Genomic DNA, 16,537 nt, shown 5'->3' with positions numbered 1-16,537 from the left:
CAGAACAATATTTAACGTCGACGGCTCGCTACTGCTCTCTCCTTCAGGAAATGCCTAACCAACAATAAGTAAGGGCATCTTCCGGAGAATGACCAGAGCAATGCCAGCCTGATACCGCAGTTATCGGCGAGAGTAAAAAGAGGATTAGCTGAAGCGAGAATAAATTTGATAGCGATCAAGCAAGTAAATTACTTTTATCTTCGATAGCTATTTTTATCTTAATTAATGTGCAACCGATAATGCGCACTTTACGCCTCACCGCACTGCAATAGATAAATTTTATTAATGTAAATGATATGCCCCGCTAATATTTATTGCGGGGCAGCGGTGGAATTATTTAATCATTGCCAGGTCATTTGCGATATCACGACGGCGGCCGTTATCGGCAATATCGCGACCAGGGCGGGCGGGTGCCTGCAGCGCTTTTTGCAGATACATTTTCGCTTCGTCTGTTTTTTTCTCTTTTAGCAGAAAATCACCATAGAAATAATTGGGATCAATACCATCGGGGTTGATCGTAAGCGCTTTTTTTAGCATTTCGTCCGCTTTGTCTTTATCGCCAAAACCTACCGGCCAGCCGGGCACCTGGTAGTACAACGCGCCCAGACTGGTCCAGGCCGATCCCTGAAGCGCGCCAGGGTCGATGGCGATCGCTTTTTCCAGACTGCCCTTCGCCTGTTTAACCAGGCTCAGAGCAGACAATCCCCCTTTCGCACCAGCCCAACTGCTGTCGACGATCCCGGACCAGATAAGCAGCGTCGCATCCGCATCGTTCTTTGCCCGACTAGCCTCATGCGCTCGCTGGCTCAACGCGCTGAAACACCCCTCTTTTTTGGCTTCCAGCGTCTGATACTGGCAAACGGACCAGTCATGCTGTAAGTCCATCAGAGTGCTCTCTGCCAGTGCGCACGCCGAAGCGGGCGTCAGTAGCGCAACCATAAAGGCATTCATGACTTTCATTCACTCTCTCCACCATTTGTGCGACGGGCGAACGCCCGGATCACGGGTAATTTTTTACCTAACGCGCCGTCCACCACCGCCGGAAACCAGGCATTAAGTTTGACGAACAACCGTTCCATTGCACCAAAGCGATATCGCTTTTGCTCCGTTTCAAGCAGCCGGATAATCCGCGCAGCAACAAAGCCGGGGGAATCCATGCCATTCCCCAGCTTACGGTTCAATGCATAGACATCTTCATTGTTCAGCGACGTCTCCGTTGCGCGTGGGGCGGCATACAAAACGGAAATACCGCTACCCTGTAACTCCCGCCCCAGCGCTTCGGAGAAACGATGAATAGCGGCTTTCGTTGCGCTGTAAACACTCCAGGCAGGGTGCCCAATTTCGCCGAAGATCGAGCCAATGTTGAGGACGATACCGCCCGGGTTAATTTCCGACAGCAATGCGCGTGTCAGCAATGCCGGTATTTCAATGTTGGTGCGGATCTGCTCGCGGATATCCTCAAACGAGTGCTGCTCAAATAACGCGAAATGGCTGCATCCTGCATTGTTAATCAGGATGTCCAGCTTGCCATTCATATTGAATGACGAGGCTAACGCGCCAATTTCGTCATCAGAATAGGTCTGCATTACCGCGATAGCGTGGCGTTCCGGATGAGGCAGATGCTGCCGAAGGAGTTGCATTGCCTGCTCATTACGCCCGACAAGGCAGAGTTTCGCGCCTTTTTTTGCCAGCGCCAGCGCTAACGCCTGGCCGATTCCGCCACCTGCCCCGGTCAGCAGCACCGTTTTATTCGTCAGATCCACGTGTGTTACTCCCCAGTTGATTAAGCATCTGTCCATATAGCTGATACACACGACGCGCCGTATGGATAATCGCAGCCTGATCGCCCTCATCTGTCACTGTATCCATCAGCCTGGCAAAAAATTGCAGATGCCCTTGATCGAGCTCACCGTGCGAACGCAGATAGGTGGTAGCCGCTTTCGGCAGACCCAGCGTATGTTCAACCTGTGCGGCTATCGATGAAGCGATAGAGACACTGGTGCCCTCCAGAACCAGCACCATGCCAAAAAGGCTCATCGGATTGACCCATTCAATGCGGTAATAGAGAAAAGCCACCATCATCTCAATAGGCAGGCAAGGCGTGCCAGACCTGACTTTCTCCGCATCACCGCCGCAAGCGCGAATGTCATTCAGGATCCACTCCTGGTGACCGTATTCTTCTTCAATATATTCAGCAATTGCCCCACGAACCGACTCCTGCGAGGTTGGAAGGCGGCTACCTGCGCACATCAGCAGGGGTACGGTGTGACTAACGTGATGATAAGCCTGCGTCAGAAATTCAATGTACATCTCCTGCGATATATCACCGTCACGACAACGGGCGATAACCGGGGAGGCAAGCAAAGCCTGACGCTCCGCAGCGGTCTGGTGTTGTAATTGCTCATAAAAGCTCATGATTTTCCCCTTCACTACAGGTCAGGATCTGCTGATGCAGAGATTGCCAGATGGCATTACGACGCGGGCGGCCATTGGCTGTTAACATTCCGGGTAATGAAATCTCAGAGGTGAACAGCAACCGGTGCAGTTGTGCGTAATCCGGCAATCGGGCGGAAAGCGCCATCAGTTGCTCACGTGCCTCCTCATGCTGCCCGTCAAAGGCATCCACCAGCGCCACGTTACGCGTCAACCCGTCACCAAACACGACGATGCGGCGCACGGACGGGCAAGCCATCGCTTCCGCTTCCGGCCACTCAGGGGAGAAGTTGCGGCCAAACGCATTAATTTGTACGTTCTTAAGCCGACCATGAATATGGATGAACCCCTCCTCATCCACTGTGCCCAAATCCCCGGTGGCGACAGTTGCTGATGCGGCTTCTGCGCCCAGATATCCCAGCGCATTGGCAGGACTGGTGACGCACAATTGTTGGTGTTCATCAACCGATACGTCGATACCCGGTAACGGCCTGCCAACGCTCCCCTTCTTCGTGACGCCAGGCAGGTTAAGTGAAACAACGGAACCGCATTCTGATAACCCATACCCTTCAAAAACCGGCAGGCCGCTGATGGCCGCCAGCGCCATTAATTGCTCAGATATTTTTCCGCCACCGGCAGCGATAAAGCGTAGCGATTGCGTACACTCTGGCATCTGGTAACGCAGTGCGAACACCACCCGTAATAGCTCCGGCACCAGCACCAGGCTTTGCGGACGCCAGATCAGGAGCGCCTGTTGGAACTGAGCGGAATTAAAACGGCTGGAGCCGTCAAAACCGACCTGTGAAGGTGGCAGTACAATGGTGGGCACGCCGAGCACCAGTGGGATATAGATACCGCAGAGGTTTTCCAGAAGAATACTGAGCGGCAACGTAACCATATGTTTTTGAAGACTAAGTGGTGTCAATTCGGTCGCCAGCGTTTGCGCCGTCCACAGCAAACCGTGCTGGCTCAGGCAAACGCCCTTTGGCTCGCCTGTCGTCCCGGAGGTATAGGTCACCCTTGCCGTGCCAGGGGGTAATGGGTTGGGATCAACCACCACACGGGTTTGCAGTTTGCCAAACGGGAAGTCATGAACCTGCCATCCCTCCATCACCTCATCACTGAGCCGGGCATCAATAGAGGCGGATGACAGCACCCAAGCCTTTTGAGCAGCGGTAAAAAAGGACGGCACCGGAACCATCACGATCCCGGCCGCGTAGCAGGCAAGGTCGAAAATGGCCCATTCAGGACTGTTTTCTGACTCTAACGCCAGGCGTTTTACCCCCAGAGAGGTTAATTGCCGGGCAATCTCTTCAACCGCCTCATGGTATTGTCGCCAGTTCCATTCACGGGTTTCACCGTACAGGGCGATAGCGTCGGGTTGGCAGGCAGCCTGCTGCTTAAGCAAGTCCGGAAACATAGGATTCTCCTGTAGCGACGGTCCAGGGGGCATCAGGTAAATGGATAAACAGGTTCAACAGCAGACTGGTCTGGCTCAAGGCGATATGCCCCCCCGCCAGTTCACCGGCCATGATGTAAGGGTCATGCTGATAGTAGTCTCCCCACTCCAGCGCAGCGTCACCCAGCCGTTCGGGGTTAGCCGGGCTAAGCGGAATGGGTTGCAGGTTAAGTCGGCGAAAGGTATTGCGGATTTTCCGGGTACCGGTAAAAACAATCCACGTATAGTGGTAGCGATTCAAAAGCAGGCAAAGAGCAGCATACATCACGCGCGCAGACGCGCCATCGCACGCTGCAAAATTACCCACTTCGACGATTGTCCCGCGTTCCACAGGCATGGCAATCTGCGAGGACAACAGCGTTTCCACCGGTTCATCGAGATAGTGCTCCAGATAGAATGCCCCCTGCGGAGCGGTCTGGATGCCACAGGCTGCTTTTAACTCACCCGCTGAGTCATACAAACCAAGTAGCCAGGGCATACAAGCGGAAAGCGTGGCATGGTAAACCTGAGAATAGCTTTCACGAATCAACAGGGAAATATCATTGTGTTCGGAACCGCCAGGTAACCATTTTAGCGTGTAAGGCGACATTATTCTCATATAATAACCTCAGAGGGAACAATATCATCATCGCGCGCTATTATTAGGCCAACCTTAAGATAAATAACTTATTCAAGAACAGTTTTCTTAATATATCTTAATATTCAAACCCCATAGCCTGGTAATATTTCTCACCATGATAAAATGACAACGATTAATTTCCAGAATAATAAATCCGTTCCTGTGACCTCTTATCCACCTCATTTTGTGAGGATTATTGCATTGTAAAAGAGGCAAAGGGAACCAGCTTCTCATTTTTAATGGGTGCGCACATTCAGGACGGGCCATTGCGGCAGACAATGGCAAATATCGATTATTCAGATTATCCCGCGAGCATTGCAGGTTTTCCTTCGAACAGGCCCGACTTATTTTGAGTTCAGGGTATTGCTGTCTGAATTTATTCAGTCAACGCAGCAAATCAAAACCGCCGCTGAGATAAACCGTATCTGACACTGAATTGCGAAGGATAACACCGCCCTCGAAACGGTGAAAATCACAGCCAGCGTTACCCGACAGTGCTTCAGGCAAGGCCTGGTTGTTAGGCTCTGAACCAGCTTGCAACCCGCCGCAAGCCGGTCAGATTGGCGCAACACGCTACAACCAGAGACCGGTTTTGTTGCTGTACGTTTCCCATTCCCGGCCAAACAGGCTGCGCATCGCCGCCTCCTCAACCTCAATATGCAACGCTGAAATCAGGGCAATCAGGACAGGGGTAGCAAGCACGCCTGCGGTGCTACCCAACAGTATCGCCGCGCTGAGATGAATACCCACAAACCCGAGGTAAACCGGGTTGTGCGAGAAGGCGTAGCACCCCATGGCAGAGCGACGTTCCCGGGGGTCACACCGACGCATCCAGCGAGGCTTTTAACCGTACAACCGCTTCTTTCAGGTTCGCTTCCGGGACACTCACGTAAGACATACGCAGCGTGGAATGATCGGGTTCCTTACAATAAAAGAACTCCCCGGGTACATAAACAACACCGTTATTCAGCGTTTTTTGCAGCCATTGCGTGGTATTCAGTTCGTATTTAAATCTTGCCCATAAAAACATACCGCCCATCGGCTGATGAAACGTCAAATGGTCGCCCAGTTCCTTTTCAAGGTGCTGAGATAACGTCTGGCATTTCTGTTTATAAGCATCACGGATCAGCGCAATTTGCCCGCTCAACCGCCCTGTTTGCAAATAGTGCCAGGTTAAGGACTGCGATAATGCGCTGGTATGCAAATCCGTCGCCTGCTTAAGATTTACCACCTGGCGTTTCAGCCACCCCGGAACTACCAGCCAACCAACACGGGTTCCCGGCGCAAGGATTTTTGAAAAAGTGGAGGTATAAATCACGTTGTCGCTGTTATCCATCGTCTCCGCCCAGGCTTTGAGCGGCGTAAAGGTTTTATCAGTGAAGTTAATTTCGCCGTACGGATCATCTTCGATAATAACGAAGCCGTAGCGCTTCGATAATTCCACCAGTTGCTTACGACGATGCTCAGCCAGCGTCACGCCGCCGGGGTTGCCAAACGTCGGGACGATATACACCGCCTTCACCCGCGTAGTCTTCACCAACGCCTCCAGCTCGTCGATGATCATCCCGTCACCATCAGTGCCTACCGACATCAGATTGGCTTCCGCTAACTGAAAAATCTGCAACGCCGCGAGATAGGTCGGCCGCTCGACCACCACCACATCGCCGGGATCGATCAGCGCACGCGCCAGAATATCCAGTGATTGCTGAGAGCCAGACGTTACAACCACATCATCCACATGACAGTGTATTTGCCGTTTGCTCAGCAACGAGCAAATGGCCTCACGCAACGCCGGGCTCCCCTCGCTCAGGCCGTACTGAAACGCCTCTTTCCAGCCACTGGAAAGCACATTATCCATCGCGATTTGCAGCCCTTCGCGGTCAAACAGATCGGGATCAGGAATACCGCCGCCAAGCGAAATAACCCCGTCCATTTTGCTGTGTTTCAATAATTCCCGGATTGCCGATGACTGAAGATTTTGTACTTTTCTGGCAATGTTATTGTGCGACATCTTCCGCTACCCTTTACCCTTTTTTGTTGTCTCTCAGTGTTAGTATCACATGTCAGACTTTTTGATAATCATTTTCTGCACGGCAATAATAGCGTGTCGATCAGGGTGAATATGATGAATGATGACGCTAAAAATAAAGAATAATGGAGAGACCGGCCTGTTTGATTAACGTAAAGACGCTGCGTTTATTAACCAGATATGCGGCTCGTCAAAAAAACACCCTGACAAACGGGCAGGGACATAACAGCACGTTAATCAGTTTAACGAGTCGCTATGCAAACGACAGTGCAAAAGGTCACCCTTCATCAACGTTCTTTTGCAAATTATCACGGCCGATCCCGCCGATAAACGGCAGCCGTAAGCGTAGCGGGGTCAAATCCAGTCCCACATTCAGACCCAGCACGTTGAGTTCGAATCCCTCTTCAGCACCCAGCGTAACGCCTGCAACACCCAGTAGCGACAGCTGCACGCCGCCCCCCGATGGCGGTAAACCCACGGGGTCACGCAGTGAGCGGAAATCCTTGCCCACCGCATTCGCCGGCATATCCAGTTTCAGCGCCGGCACGTTGCGCCCGATATGAGCAATAAATGTATTACTGTTCGGCCCCGGCCAGGCGTGATAGGTCTGCGGCCATGGATAAGTACGGATGGCCGCTTCAATCTGTGGAATCATCGCGGCAGCCTCAGCTCCCCGGTGTTCAACCAACAGGCGGGGTTGTGCACCATACCAGTAGCCATCAGCCAGGTTGCTATTGCGCCGCACTTTATCACCCGCCCCCCAACTAATAACTTCGTAACGGCTATATTCCCTTTCCCCCGCGCGCTTAAAGATGATCCATGGATGCACTGCGACAACACCTTTCCAGCCCCATGTTGGCGCGGCATAGACCTGAACTATCGCCAGTTGCGCATTTATCCGGGCATCGGGTGCCATACCCGCGGAGTCACGGCGAGCAGACCACCAGCCCTCCTGTGCCCGCGATTCACGATGATGCATGGCCTGGGCAAGGCTGGCGATAAGTGACAGCAGAACGAGGCAAAAAAAGCTAAGACAGAGCGCTTTTATCGGCATCATGGCAATCAACACTCAGAGGAAGAGACATACAGGCGCCTGGCTATTTTACGACCGTTTTGTTGGGCATCAATATGCGCGGTTCCGCAACTGTATTCCGCAAACATCGCGCTATTCTGTCCGGCAAGCAGAAATGGCGACAGTCTGCCCATCCCTTTTGGCTTACCCTTCGGCTGGAATAATTGAGATATGCCCGCTACGCTCCAGAATCGCATATTTTATTTTACCTAGCTCGGTGATCCCCTGACTCTGGCGCGCAGCAACCAAAATATCATCGCAGGAGACATCCACTTTTTGCAGTTTGTCCATCAATGGAATGCCGTTTTCCACCAGAATGACTGGCGTGCCGTCCATCACCGCTTCTGCGCCGGAAATATATTTTTTCATCAATCCAAACAGAATATCGGCCGTTACCAGCGTAATGATCGTCAGCATGGCGCCAGTCACCGAAAAGTCATTCCCCAGTAATGCCTGCTGCGTCGCCTCGCTGATGATCAATAATAATATCAAATCATCTGTAACAGCGCACGACGACCAGCCACTTTAAAAACCAGCAGCAAAATAAGATAAATGGCCAGGGCCCTCAGTACCATCTCCATCGTCTTCTCCTAAGGAAAAATAAACTGCCAGAAACGGACTTCAGGCTCATCATTCACCTTTACCGTATTGACTGCTTTCCCCGCCGTAGAAGGGGTTGCGTACACCCGAACGCTGAAATCACGCTTGCCAGCGACATCGTTATAGACAAGATAAAGCGTCTCCCCCTGACTGAACATGCGATCCGGTTGCGGCCACACGCTACCCGGTTGAAAACGTTCATTGAATGCGCCACCGATGCTGAAGAGATAAGTATCGGCTATCAGCGAGTGCGGGGAAATTTTCATTCTCAACTCATTTTGCAGGCGGCCAACGCGTTCATATTCCACTTTTAGCGAGTGCGTGCGGTTCATTTTCGTCGCCGAACTGATATAGCCGCCGGAGAAAAAACCCATCAATGCAGCAACAATAATGCTTAATAACAGAACAAACCCAATCCGCCGAAACGTCGATTCAAAATTAAGCGCCCGCACACTTTCTTTCACACCGGGCAGCCGCTCATTATTACATCCCATTTGTCACCTCGCCGTTTCGCTGATTACCTGTCTGGCGATGACTTGCCGAAACAGGACCTTCTCCTGCTTTACCAGATTAAAGAAATAGTAAGCCGCTTACGGTTGTCGCGTGACGCCAGATAACCCGCATAAAGAGAAATACCCTTTGGTGTTTTCTTATCCAACAACGGGTTACAATTTGCCGTTTCGTTGAAAATCAGGAACATTCTGAATGCATTGCCGCCGATTATTAGCAGACTAACTAGCGTAACGAGTATGCATTTGCATGCCCTCAGGTGCAGACCGGATTTCCTGTTCCTGAGGGTTTTTCTTTGTCAGATTTATCTTAAACGCGTTAAAATAATTTATATTTTCTCCCGCAAACATTCATACACGGGGAAAAGACAGACCATCGCCGTTGCGTTTTGGCAGACTTTCCGGGCTGTTATCACCTTATTTTTCCCCGCAATGTCCATCAACGCATCATTCAACGCACTTATTTTAAAAGGTATATTTTCAGCGAACCCAAACCAATTAAGTAACGCAACAACAAACGGGACATCACTATTTGATGCACCTTACCATTCCGCGCTCCGCTTTGACATATTCCTCTCCCCGACTAGAGTTAGATACCGAGGGCAACGACATGAGTAGTTAAATATGTCGTTATTTAAACAACGAAACTGGAGAAATAACATGGCTGAACATCGTGGCGGTTCTGGTAATTTCGCAGAAGATCGTGAAAAAGCGTCTGAAGCAGGACGTAAAGGTGGTCAACATAGCGGCGGTAATTTTAAAAATGACCCTGAACGTGCTTCTGAAGCCGGTAAAAAAGGCGGTCAACAGAGCCATGGCGGCGGCCGCAAATCGGGTGAGTAGTTTCTAATTACCACGGCTTTAAACACTTGCGAAGTATTTGCAATGACGGCGAGCCGTTAAGCGGCTCGCTACTATTTCCTGTTCAATAAAAGGTGATAATTTATGCAGGTTAATTCTCTTACCGATCTATTCATTCATTCTTTATCCGATATTTATAGTGCTGAAAAACAGCTTTCTCGCGCATTATTGAAATTATCGCGAGAGGCATCAAACAGCGAATTATCCGATGCATTTAAAAAGCATTATGAAGAAACTCAGGGGCAAATTGAACGCATCGATCAGCTTGTTGAAGCTGAGCCTGAAATGAAGATTAAGCGCATGAAATGCCATGCAATGGAAGGGCTGATTGATGAAGCCAATGAAGTTATCGACGCCACGGAAAAAGGCAGTGTGCGTGACGCTGCATTGATTGCGGCGGCGCAGAAAGTGGAACATTATGAAATCGCCTCGTATGGCACATTGTGTACACTGGCCAGTCAGTTAGGGCTGAAGAATGCACAAAAATTACTCTCTGCAACGTTAGATGAAGAAAAAACCACGGACAGTCTGCTGACCCAGATCGCAACATCGACCATTAATCAAAAAGCTGAAGTTGAATAACCCCTGACTTTAATAGCTATGCGACGACATTAATCTTCTCTGCTAAGCACATTAATTACTGAGGAATGTATCATGACGCCACAAGAAAATTATCATGACTGGCTACGGGATGCGCACGCGATGGAAAAACAAGCAGAATCTATGCTTAATGCCATGAGTAGCCGTATCGATAATTACCCTGATTTGCGCGCGCGAATCGAGCAGCATCTGACTGAAACGCAGTCACAAATTAAATTGCTGGAAGAAGTCATTGATCGTAACGGTATCAGTCGCTCGTTATTAAAAGATGCCACCAGTAAAATGGCGGCAATGGGACAATCTATCGGCGGTATGTTTGCCTCCGACGAAATTGTCAAAGGTTCTATCAGTAGTTATGTATTCGAACAATTTGAAATTGCCTCTTATACCTCGTTAATTGCTGCTGCGCAAAAGGTCGGCGATACCGCCAGTGTAGAAATATTTGAGCAAATCCTTGCGCAAGAAGAAGCGATGGCAGATTGGGCACTGACACATTTGCCTGTTGTCACTGAACAATTTTTACTTCGTGATGCAGCAGACGGCGTCGAAGCGAAGAAATAACCACCACGCAACCGGAGGTTTTATGTTTCGACACGTGAAACAATTACAGTACACCGTCAGGGTCAGCGCACCTAATCCGGGGCTGGCGAACCTTTTGCTCGAACAATTCGGCGGCCCTCAAGGTGAACTTGCCGCCGCTTGCCGTTACTTTACCCAGGGATTGGGTGATGAAGATGTCGGGCGCAAGGAGATGCTCATGGACATTGCGACCGAAGAACTGAGCCATCTGGAAATTATTGGCTCGCTGGTCGGTATGCTCAATAAAGGGGCAAAAGGCCAGTTAGCGGAAGGCACGGAAAATGAAGCCGAGCTTTACCGTTCGTTAACGGAGAATGGTAACGACAGCCATATCACCTCGTTACTGTACGGCGGTGGCCCCGCACTGACCAATTCCGCGGGGGTGCCCTGGACGGCAGCCTATATTGATACCATTGGCGAAGTAACGGCGGATCTGCGCTCTAATATTGCCGCAGAGGCCCGGGCCAAAATCATCTATGAGCGCCTGATCAATGTCACCGATGATCCCGGCGTCAAAGACGCGTTGGGTTTCTTGATGACGCGCGAAGCAGCGCATCAACTGTCATTTGAGAAAGCGCTCTATTCCATTCGCAATAATTTCCCGCCGGGCAAATTGCCACCTGTTGAGCAGTACACCCACGTCTATTACAACATGTCGGAGGGGGACGATCCGCGCGGCAGTTGGAACAGCGATGAACACTTCGAGTACGTTGCTCATCCGCAACCTGCGGTCGACGGCGGTGATGGTCTGGCAACGGTGACGCTCAGTAAGGAGCAGGAAGCGCTGGTGAAAGCGATGGCTAAACGCACCCAATCCGATCCTGCCGTCGACCCGCTAACCGGTGCAGAACTGGGTAGCGGCGAGCCCCGAGAGGAATAACCATCCGTATTGCTTACGCTACACACCCCTTAAACAAGGGGTGTTTTTTTAGAAGGTGACCCACATGTTTGCATGGGATGCGTTTCATCTGGCAAGACTACAGTTCGCCTTTACCGTCTCGTTTCATATCATTTTCCCGGCCATCACCATCGGTCTTGCCAGCTATCTTGTGGTGCTGGAGGGGCTCTGGTTAAAAACACGAAATAGCGACTGGCGTGCGCTCTACCATTTCTGGTTAAAAATATTTGCCGTTAATTTCGGCATGGGCGTGGTGTCAGGTCTGGTGATGGCCTACCAGTTCGGCACCAACTGGAGCGGTTTTTCACAGTTTGCCGGCAGTATTACCGGCCCGTTGTTGACCTACGAAGTGCTGACCGCCTTCTTCCTCGAAGCCGGTTTTCTCGGCGTGATGCTGTTCGGCTGGAGTAAGGTAGGTCCAGGCTTGCATTTTTTCGCCACCTGCATGGTGGCCCTCGGCACGTTGATGTCCACCTTCTGGATCCTGGCATCCAACAGTTGGATGCACACACCGCAAGGCTTCTCCATTGAAAACGGTCAGGTCGTGCCGACTGACTGGCTGGCGGTCATTTTTAATCCCTCTTTTCCGTATCGCCTGCTGCATATGACCATTGCGGCGTTTCTCAGTAGCGCGCTGCTGGTCGGCGCTTCAGCAGCATGGCATCTGTTGCGCGGCAGAGACTCTTCCGCCATACGCAAAATGCTGTCAATGGCGATGTGGATGGTGCTGATTGTCGCGCCCTTGCAGGCCTTTGTTGGCGATATGCATGGTCTGAATACCCTTAAACATCAGCCCGCGAAAATCGCCGCCATTGAAGGACATTGGGAGAATCCGCCAGGTGAAGCCACACCGCTGATCCTCTTCGGCCTGCCTGATATGGAACAGGAGCGCACCCGCTATGCGGTAGAAATCCCGGCGCTCGGCAGCCTGATTCTCACCCACTCATTAAATGAGCAGGTTCCGGCACTGAAATCCTTTCCCAAAGCGGAACGGCCCAATTCCACCCTCGTTTTCTGGTCATTCAGGCTGATGGTGGGCATGGGCGTACTGATGATTGTTCTGGGTCTCGCGGCATTATGGTTGCGATACCGGCGTCGTTTATTCCACGCCCGGCCTTTTCTTCATTTTGCGCTGTGGATGGGGCCAGCCGGTCTGGTGGCAATCCTCGCCGGGTGGGTGACCACTGAAGTGGGGAGGCAACCCTGGGTAGTGTATGGGCTGCTGCGCACCGCAGACGCCGTGTCTGCACACAGCACGCTGCAAATGAGCCTGAGTCTGCTGCTGTTTATTGTGGTCTACAGCTCGGTATTCGGCGTGGGTTACAGCTATATGCTGCGGCTGATCAAAAAAGGGCCGCATCCGATCGACGAGCCCCCGGAAGATGGCAGACCGGCGCGTCCGTTGTCTGCCACCGGGGAACGGTTACAGGGCGAGGAGGATCACTAATGGGTATCGACTTATCACTGATCTGGTTTGTCATTATCGTTTTCGCCACGCTGATGTACATCGTAATGGACGGTTTCGATCTGGGGATTGGCATTCTTTTCCCTGCGATTCAGGATCCGCTTGAACGCGACATTATGGTGAACAGCGTCGCTCCGGTATGGGATGGCAACGAAACCTGGCTGGTCCTGGGCGGCGCCGGACTCTTTGGCGCATTTCCCCTCGCCTATGCGGTGATTGCCGATGCCCTGGCGATTCCTCTCACGCTGATGTTGATCGGGCTGATTTTTCGCGGCGTTGCGTTTGAGTTCCGCTTTAAAGCAACGCCCGCTCACAAATCGTTTTGGGACAGGTCTTTCTTCGCGGGCTCCCTGCTCGCCACGTTTACACAAGGGATCGTTGTCGGCGCGGTGATCAACGGTTTCCCTGTCAGCGAGCGCACCTTCAGCGGCGGTGCTTTGGACTGGCTTACGCCGTTTAATCTGTTTTGCGGCATCGGGCTGGTTGTCGCCTACGCCATGCTCGGCTCCACCTGGCTGGTCATGAAGAGTGTGGGGAATTTGCAGTATACGATGCGCACAGCTGCCAGGACGCTGCTGCTCGCCTTATTGCTGGCCATCGCCGTTATCAGTATCTGGACTCCGTTGGCACACAGCGATATTGCCCTGCGCTGGTTCAGCCTGCCCAATCTGTGGTTTTTTGCCCCCGTTCCGTTACTGGTTGTGATACTGAGCCTCTGCCTCTGGCGAATGCTGCAACAGCCCCACTACCACATGTTGCCTTTTATCCTCACGCTTGGGCTCATCTTTCTCGGTTTCAGCGGCCTTGGCATCAGTATATGGCCGAATATTATTCCGCCGGATATTTCACTGTGGCAAGCCGCCGCTCCGGCGCAAAGTCAGGGATTTATGCTGGTAGGTGCACTGCTGATCATTCCCCTGATCCTGGTATATACCTCATGGAGTTATTACGTGTTTCGCGGGAAAATTCATCCCGGGGAGGGATATCACTGATGTTAAATAAACCTCAGGCCACCGCCAGAAAAGTGATGTGGTTTATTTTTTTGTGGTTCAGTAGCGTGCTGGCACTTTTTATTGCCAGCACATTGATTAAACTTCTGATGTCATTCGCCGGTCTTCGTACTGGCTAAAAAAGGTTATTCCCTGGCCTCACCGTACCCGGCTAATAACATGATTAATGTTCCCATGGCATAACTTGTCGCTTGCTTAATAATCGCTTCACTGTCGCCGTCAAAATGCTTCACTTTCGTCGAAAGCGTATTGTCGGGAAGCTGCCATGCAAACCAGATGGTGCCCACTGGCGTGCCATCTTCTCCCCCCTCCGGCCCGGCATAACCACTTACCGCCAGGCTGACATGCGCCCCCGAACGTTGCTGTGCACCTGCGGCCATCTCTTTTACCGCCTGTTCGCTCACCGCCGTGTGCGTTGCTATCGTCCCGGCGCTGACCTCAAGCAATCGAATTTTCGCCTCGTCGGTATAGGTGATAAACCCGCAACCGTAGAACGCCGGAGTATTTTCTGCCGCGCACAACGCAGAGGCTATCAGTCCGCCGGTACACGACTCCGCAGTCGCCAGTTGCAGCTTTTTTTCCTGTAACAATCGCCCCAGTTCATTGGCGATAGATAGAGACGGTGTCGTCATCACTTCCTCCCTCTGTGTAAATAGGGCGGTGCTGACTTCCACCGCCGTGAAACCAACTTACAGTGTCGCCTTTGCGGCGCTCATGCCTGGCACCAGGATCACCTTGCGGCACTCTTCCTGGCGTTTTTCGAAGATTTCATAACCACGCGCCGCCTCTTCCAGCGGCATATGGTGTGTGACGATCTCTTCTGGCGTCAGATGCCCTTGCTCAATCAGGTTAAGCAGATCCGGTAAGTAAGCGTGAACATGCGTCTGGCCCATTTTAAAGGTGAGGCCTTTATCAAAGGCGTCGCCGAACAGGAAGCCATGAATAAACCCGGCATACACACCAGGCACGCTGACAATTCCACCGCGGCGCACAGCAGCAATACACTGTCTGAGCGCTTTCCCGCTGCTGCCTTCGATTTTCAAGGTGCTTAGCACCGTTTCGGTCAGGCTCCCTTTCGCTTCAAAGCCAACGGCATCAATCACCGCGTCCACGCCCCGATTGCCCGGCGTCTGCTCAATTATCCAGGCGGCAGGATCGTCGTTTTTATCAAAGTTAATGGGGATTGCGCCGTAGCGTTGCTGTGCGAACGCCAGCCGGTAATCATTATGATCAATGATAAAAATCTGTTCTGCGCCATTCAGTCGCGCGCATGCCGCCGTCAGCAGTCCCACCGGCCCTGCACCGTAAATCGCAACACTTGAGCCCTGTTTGACCTCAGCATTTTTAACTGCCTGCCAGGCCGTAGGGAGGATATCGGAGAGAAATAAGACTTTCTCATCCGGCAGGGTATCCGGCACTTTAAATGGCCCGGTATTGGCTTTTGGCACCCGCACATATTCGGCCTGACCGCCGGGTATCCCGCCATACATATCGCTGTAGCCAAAGAGGGCGGCAGGCGGCGTAATGGTTTTGCGGTTCAGCGTCGCGCCTTTGCCACTATTGGTCTTTTCGCACGCAGCATATTGTTGCAGACGACAGAAAAAGCAGTCTCCACAAGCGATAACAAATGGGATAACCACGCGATCGCCTTTGCTGACGGCTTTCACTTCGGGGCCTGCCTCAACGACCTCCCCCATAAATTCATGCCCGAAAATATCTCCATGATGCGTGCCGGGTATTTTGCCGCGATAAAGATGCAAATCGGAACCGCAGATCGCGGTTGCCGTCACGCGCAGGATGATATCGTCCGGCGCGGCTAAAGCCGGATCGGGCATGTTTTCAACTTTCACACGATGCGGACCATGCCAGGTAAGTGCTCTCATTGCGTGTTCTCCCGTAAATAACAAGCCAATACTGACTGACGAAGCCGTAATAAAAATGAGCGAGCATAAACACAAAAATAATCATTTATGCACTCACTACCTTTTACTGAATGATAAAAACATTGATGCCCTGACTATTTAAAAATCGCCATGCAAATCATCAACACCCTATAAAGAATAGAGCAAAAACAAGATAACAACAGAAACGAACATGCATAGAACAATAATACAAAAACAACAAGCGCAACGGCGTAAAAAATAAATCATCACCTGATAAAAAAGAAAATTTTCGCTAGCTTTCTTTTTTTATTATCGGGAACATTCACGAAGGGTTATTAACGGACAGAACCAGCGGCGTTTCTTTTTTCCCGTCACTGTCGACTCACATTTATCAGTACGGTATTCACGTTATCTATGCTTAGAAAGTGAGCAAAACATTCACCACCGCAACAGCACTTTGATGAAGAGAGGGCCATTATCCTGGCGCAGGATGGCGCTGAAAAATATTTACGCCTTAAAA

At 51.4% G+C, this 16,537-nt stretch carries 18 protein-coding genes and 1 pseudogene; 7 read left to right on the top strand and 12 right to left on the bottom strand.

The window, feature by feature from the left end:
- Positions 1 to 333: 333 nt before the first annotated feature.
- The 10 genes and pseudogenes from GA0061071_RS14205 to GA0061071_RS14160 form a co-directional block, all read right to left on the bottom strand.
- A complete protein-coding gene (locus GA0061071_RS14205) occupies positions 334 to 960 on the bottom strand; it encodes a tetratricopeptide repeat protein (protein WP_088237859.1) in 627 nt (208 codons plus the stop codon).
- Positions 957 to 1,763 (bottom strand): SDR family oxidoreductase, encoded by an 807-nt coding sequence (locus GA0061071_RS14200; protein WP_061496354.1) that lies wholly within the window; start codon positions 1,761 to 1,763, stop codon positions 957 to 959. Before GA0061071_RS14200 ends, GA0061071_RS14205 begins: the two co-directional genes overlap by 4 nt.
- A complete protein-coding gene (locus GA0061071_RS14195; protein ID WP_061496356.1) occupies positions 1,747 to 2,415 on the bottom strand; it encodes an iron-containing redox enzyme family protein in 669 nt (222 codons plus the stop codon). The genes GA0061071_RS14200 and GA0061071_RS14195 overlap by 17 nt, the downstream gene beginning before the upstream one ends.
- Positions 2,402 to 3,853, bottom strand: coding sequence for an AMP-dependent synthetase/ligase (locus tag GA0061071_RS14190; RefSeq protein ID WP_088237860.1), 1,452 nt, complete (start codon positions 3,851 to 3,853; stop codon positions 2,402 to 2,404). The genes GA0061071_RS14195 and GA0061071_RS14190 overlap by 14 nt, the downstream gene beginning before the upstream one ends.
- Positions 3,834 to 4,490: a thermostable hemolysin gene (locus GA0061071_RS14185; RefSeq protein ID WP_088237861.1), complete on the bottom strand. Its 657-nt coding sequence runs from the start codon at positions 4,488 to 4,490 to the stop codon at positions 3,834 to 3,836. The genes GA0061071_RS14190 and GA0061071_RS14185 overlap by 20 nt, the downstream gene beginning before the upstream one ends.
- 594 nt (positions 4,491 to 5,084) lie before the next feature.
- Positions 5,085 to 5,342 (bottom strand): methyltransferase family protein, encoded by a 258-nt coding sequence (locus GA0061071_RS14180; RefSeq protein WP_088237862.1) that lies wholly within the window; start codon positions 5,340 to 5,342, stop codon positions 5,085 to 5,087.
- Positions 5,329 to 6,522 (bottom strand): aminotransferase-like domain-containing protein, encoded by a 1,194-nt coding sequence (locus GA0061071_RS14175; RefSeq protein ID WP_088237863.1) that lies wholly within the window; start codon positions 6,520 to 6,522, stop codon positions 5,329 to 5,331. Before GA0061071_RS14175 ends, GA0061071_RS14180 begins: the two co-directional genes overlap by 14 nt.
- A 295-nt stretch (positions 6,523 to 6,817) precedes the next feature.
- The gene (locus tag GA0061071_RS14170) at positions 6,818 to 7,597 is read right to left on the bottom strand and encodes a DUF3750 domain-containing protein (RefSeq protein ID WP_061496366.1); all 780 of its coding nucleotides are present in this window, start codon (positions 7,595 to 7,597) and stop codon (positions 6,818 to 6,820) included.
- A 159-nt stretch (positions 7,598 to 7,756) separates the two neighbouring features.
- Positions 7,757 to 8,193 (bottom strand): annotated as a pseudogene (locus tag GA0061071_RS14165) (DUF421 domain-containing protein).
- Between the two features lie 9 nt (positions 8,194 to 8,202).
- A complete protein-coding gene (locus GA0061071_RS14160; RefSeq protein ID WP_088237864.1) occupies positions 8,203 to 8,706 on the bottom strand; it encodes a hypothetical protein in 504 nt (167 codons plus the stop codon).
- 675 nt (positions 8,707 to 9,381) lie between these two features.
- On the opposite strand from GA0061071_RS14160, the gene GA0061071_RS14155 reads away from it, so the two are divergent.
- The 7 genes from GA0061071_RS14155 (at position 9,382) to GA0061071_RS14125 (ending at position 14,253) form a co-directional block, all read left to right on the top strand.
- Positions 9,382 to 9,564: a con-10 family general stress protein gene (locus GA0061071_RS14155; RefSeq protein ID WP_061496377.1), complete on the top strand. Its 183-nt coding sequence runs from the start codon at positions 9,382 to 9,384 to the stop codon at positions 9,562 to 9,564.
- A 102-nt stretch (positions 9,565 to 9,666) separates the two neighbouring features.
- Positions 9,667 to 10,164: a YciE/YciF ferroxidase family protein gene (locus GA0061071_RS14150; protein ID WP_088237865.1), complete on the top strand. Its 498-nt coding sequence runs from the start codon at positions 9,667 to 9,669 to the stop codon at positions 10,162 to 10,164.
- A 72-nt stretch (positions 10,165 to 10,236) separates the two neighbouring features.
- On the top strand, positions 10,237 to 10,743 hold the full coding sequence (locus GA0061071_RS14145; protein ID WP_061496381.1) for a ferritin-like domain-containing protein: 507 nt from the start codon (positions 10,237 to 10,239) through the stop codon (positions 10,741 to 10,743).
- A gap of 22 nt (positions 10,744 to 10,765) precedes the next feature.
- Positions 10,766 to 11,641, top strand: a complete 876-nt coding sequence (locus GA0061071_RS14140) for a manganese catalase family protein (RefSeq protein ID WP_088237866.1) — start codon at positions 10,766 to 10,768, stop codon at positions 11,639 to 11,641.
- Positions 11,642 to 11,705: 64 nt separating this feature from the next.
- Entirely contained in the window at positions 11,706 to 13,106 is a 1,401-nt protein-coding gene (locus tag GA0061071_RS14135; RefSeq protein ID WP_088237867.1) for a cytochrome ubiquinol oxidase subunit I, read from the top strand.
- Positions 13,106 to 14,116, top strand: a complete 1,011-nt coding sequence (gene cydB / locus GA0061071_RS14130) for a cytochrome d ubiquinol oxidase subunit II (RefSeq protein WP_061496388.1) — start codon at positions 13,106 to 13,108, stop codon at positions 14,114 to 14,116. The genes GA0061071_RS14135 and cydB overlap by 1 nt, the downstream gene beginning before the upstream one ends.
- Positions 14,116 to 14,253, top strand: coding sequence for a DUF2474 family protein (locus GA0061071_RS14125; RefSeq protein ID WP_134318085.1), 138 nt, complete (start codon positions 14,116 to 14,118; stop codon positions 14,251 to 14,253). Before cydB ends, GA0061071_RS14125 begins: the two co-directional genes overlap by 1 nt.
- A gap of 6 nt (positions 14,254 to 14,259) precedes the next feature.
- Here the strand turns inward: GA0061071_RS14125 and GA0061071_RS14120 are convergent, their stop codons facing one another.
- The gene (locus GA0061071_RS14120) at positions 14,260 to 14,766 is read right to left on the bottom strand and encodes a 2-oxo-tetronate isomerase (protein ID WP_088237868.1); all 507 of its coding nucleotides are present in this window, start codon (positions 14,764 to 14,766) and stop codon (positions 14,260 to 14,262) included.
- A 57-nt stretch (positions 14,767 to 14,823) separates the two neighbouring features.
- Positions 14,824 to 16,017 (bottom strand): zinc-dependent alcohol dehydrogenase, encoded by a 1,194-nt coding sequence (locus GA0061071_RS14115; RefSeq protein ID WP_061496392.1) that lies wholly within the window; start codon positions 16,015 to 16,017, stop codon positions 14,824 to 14,826.
- Positions 16,018 to 16,537: the final 520 nt, after the last annotated feature.

Origin of the sequence: Kosakonia oryzendophytica (genome assembly GCF_900094925.1) — a bacterium.
Classification (GTDB): Bacteria; Pseudomonadota; Gammaproteobacteria; order Enterobacterales; family Enterobacteriaceae; genus Kosakonia; species Kosakonia oryzendophytica.
The sequence above is the reverse complement of the archived record's forward strand: the minus strand, read 5'-3'. Positions and strand labels throughout refer to the sequence as shown.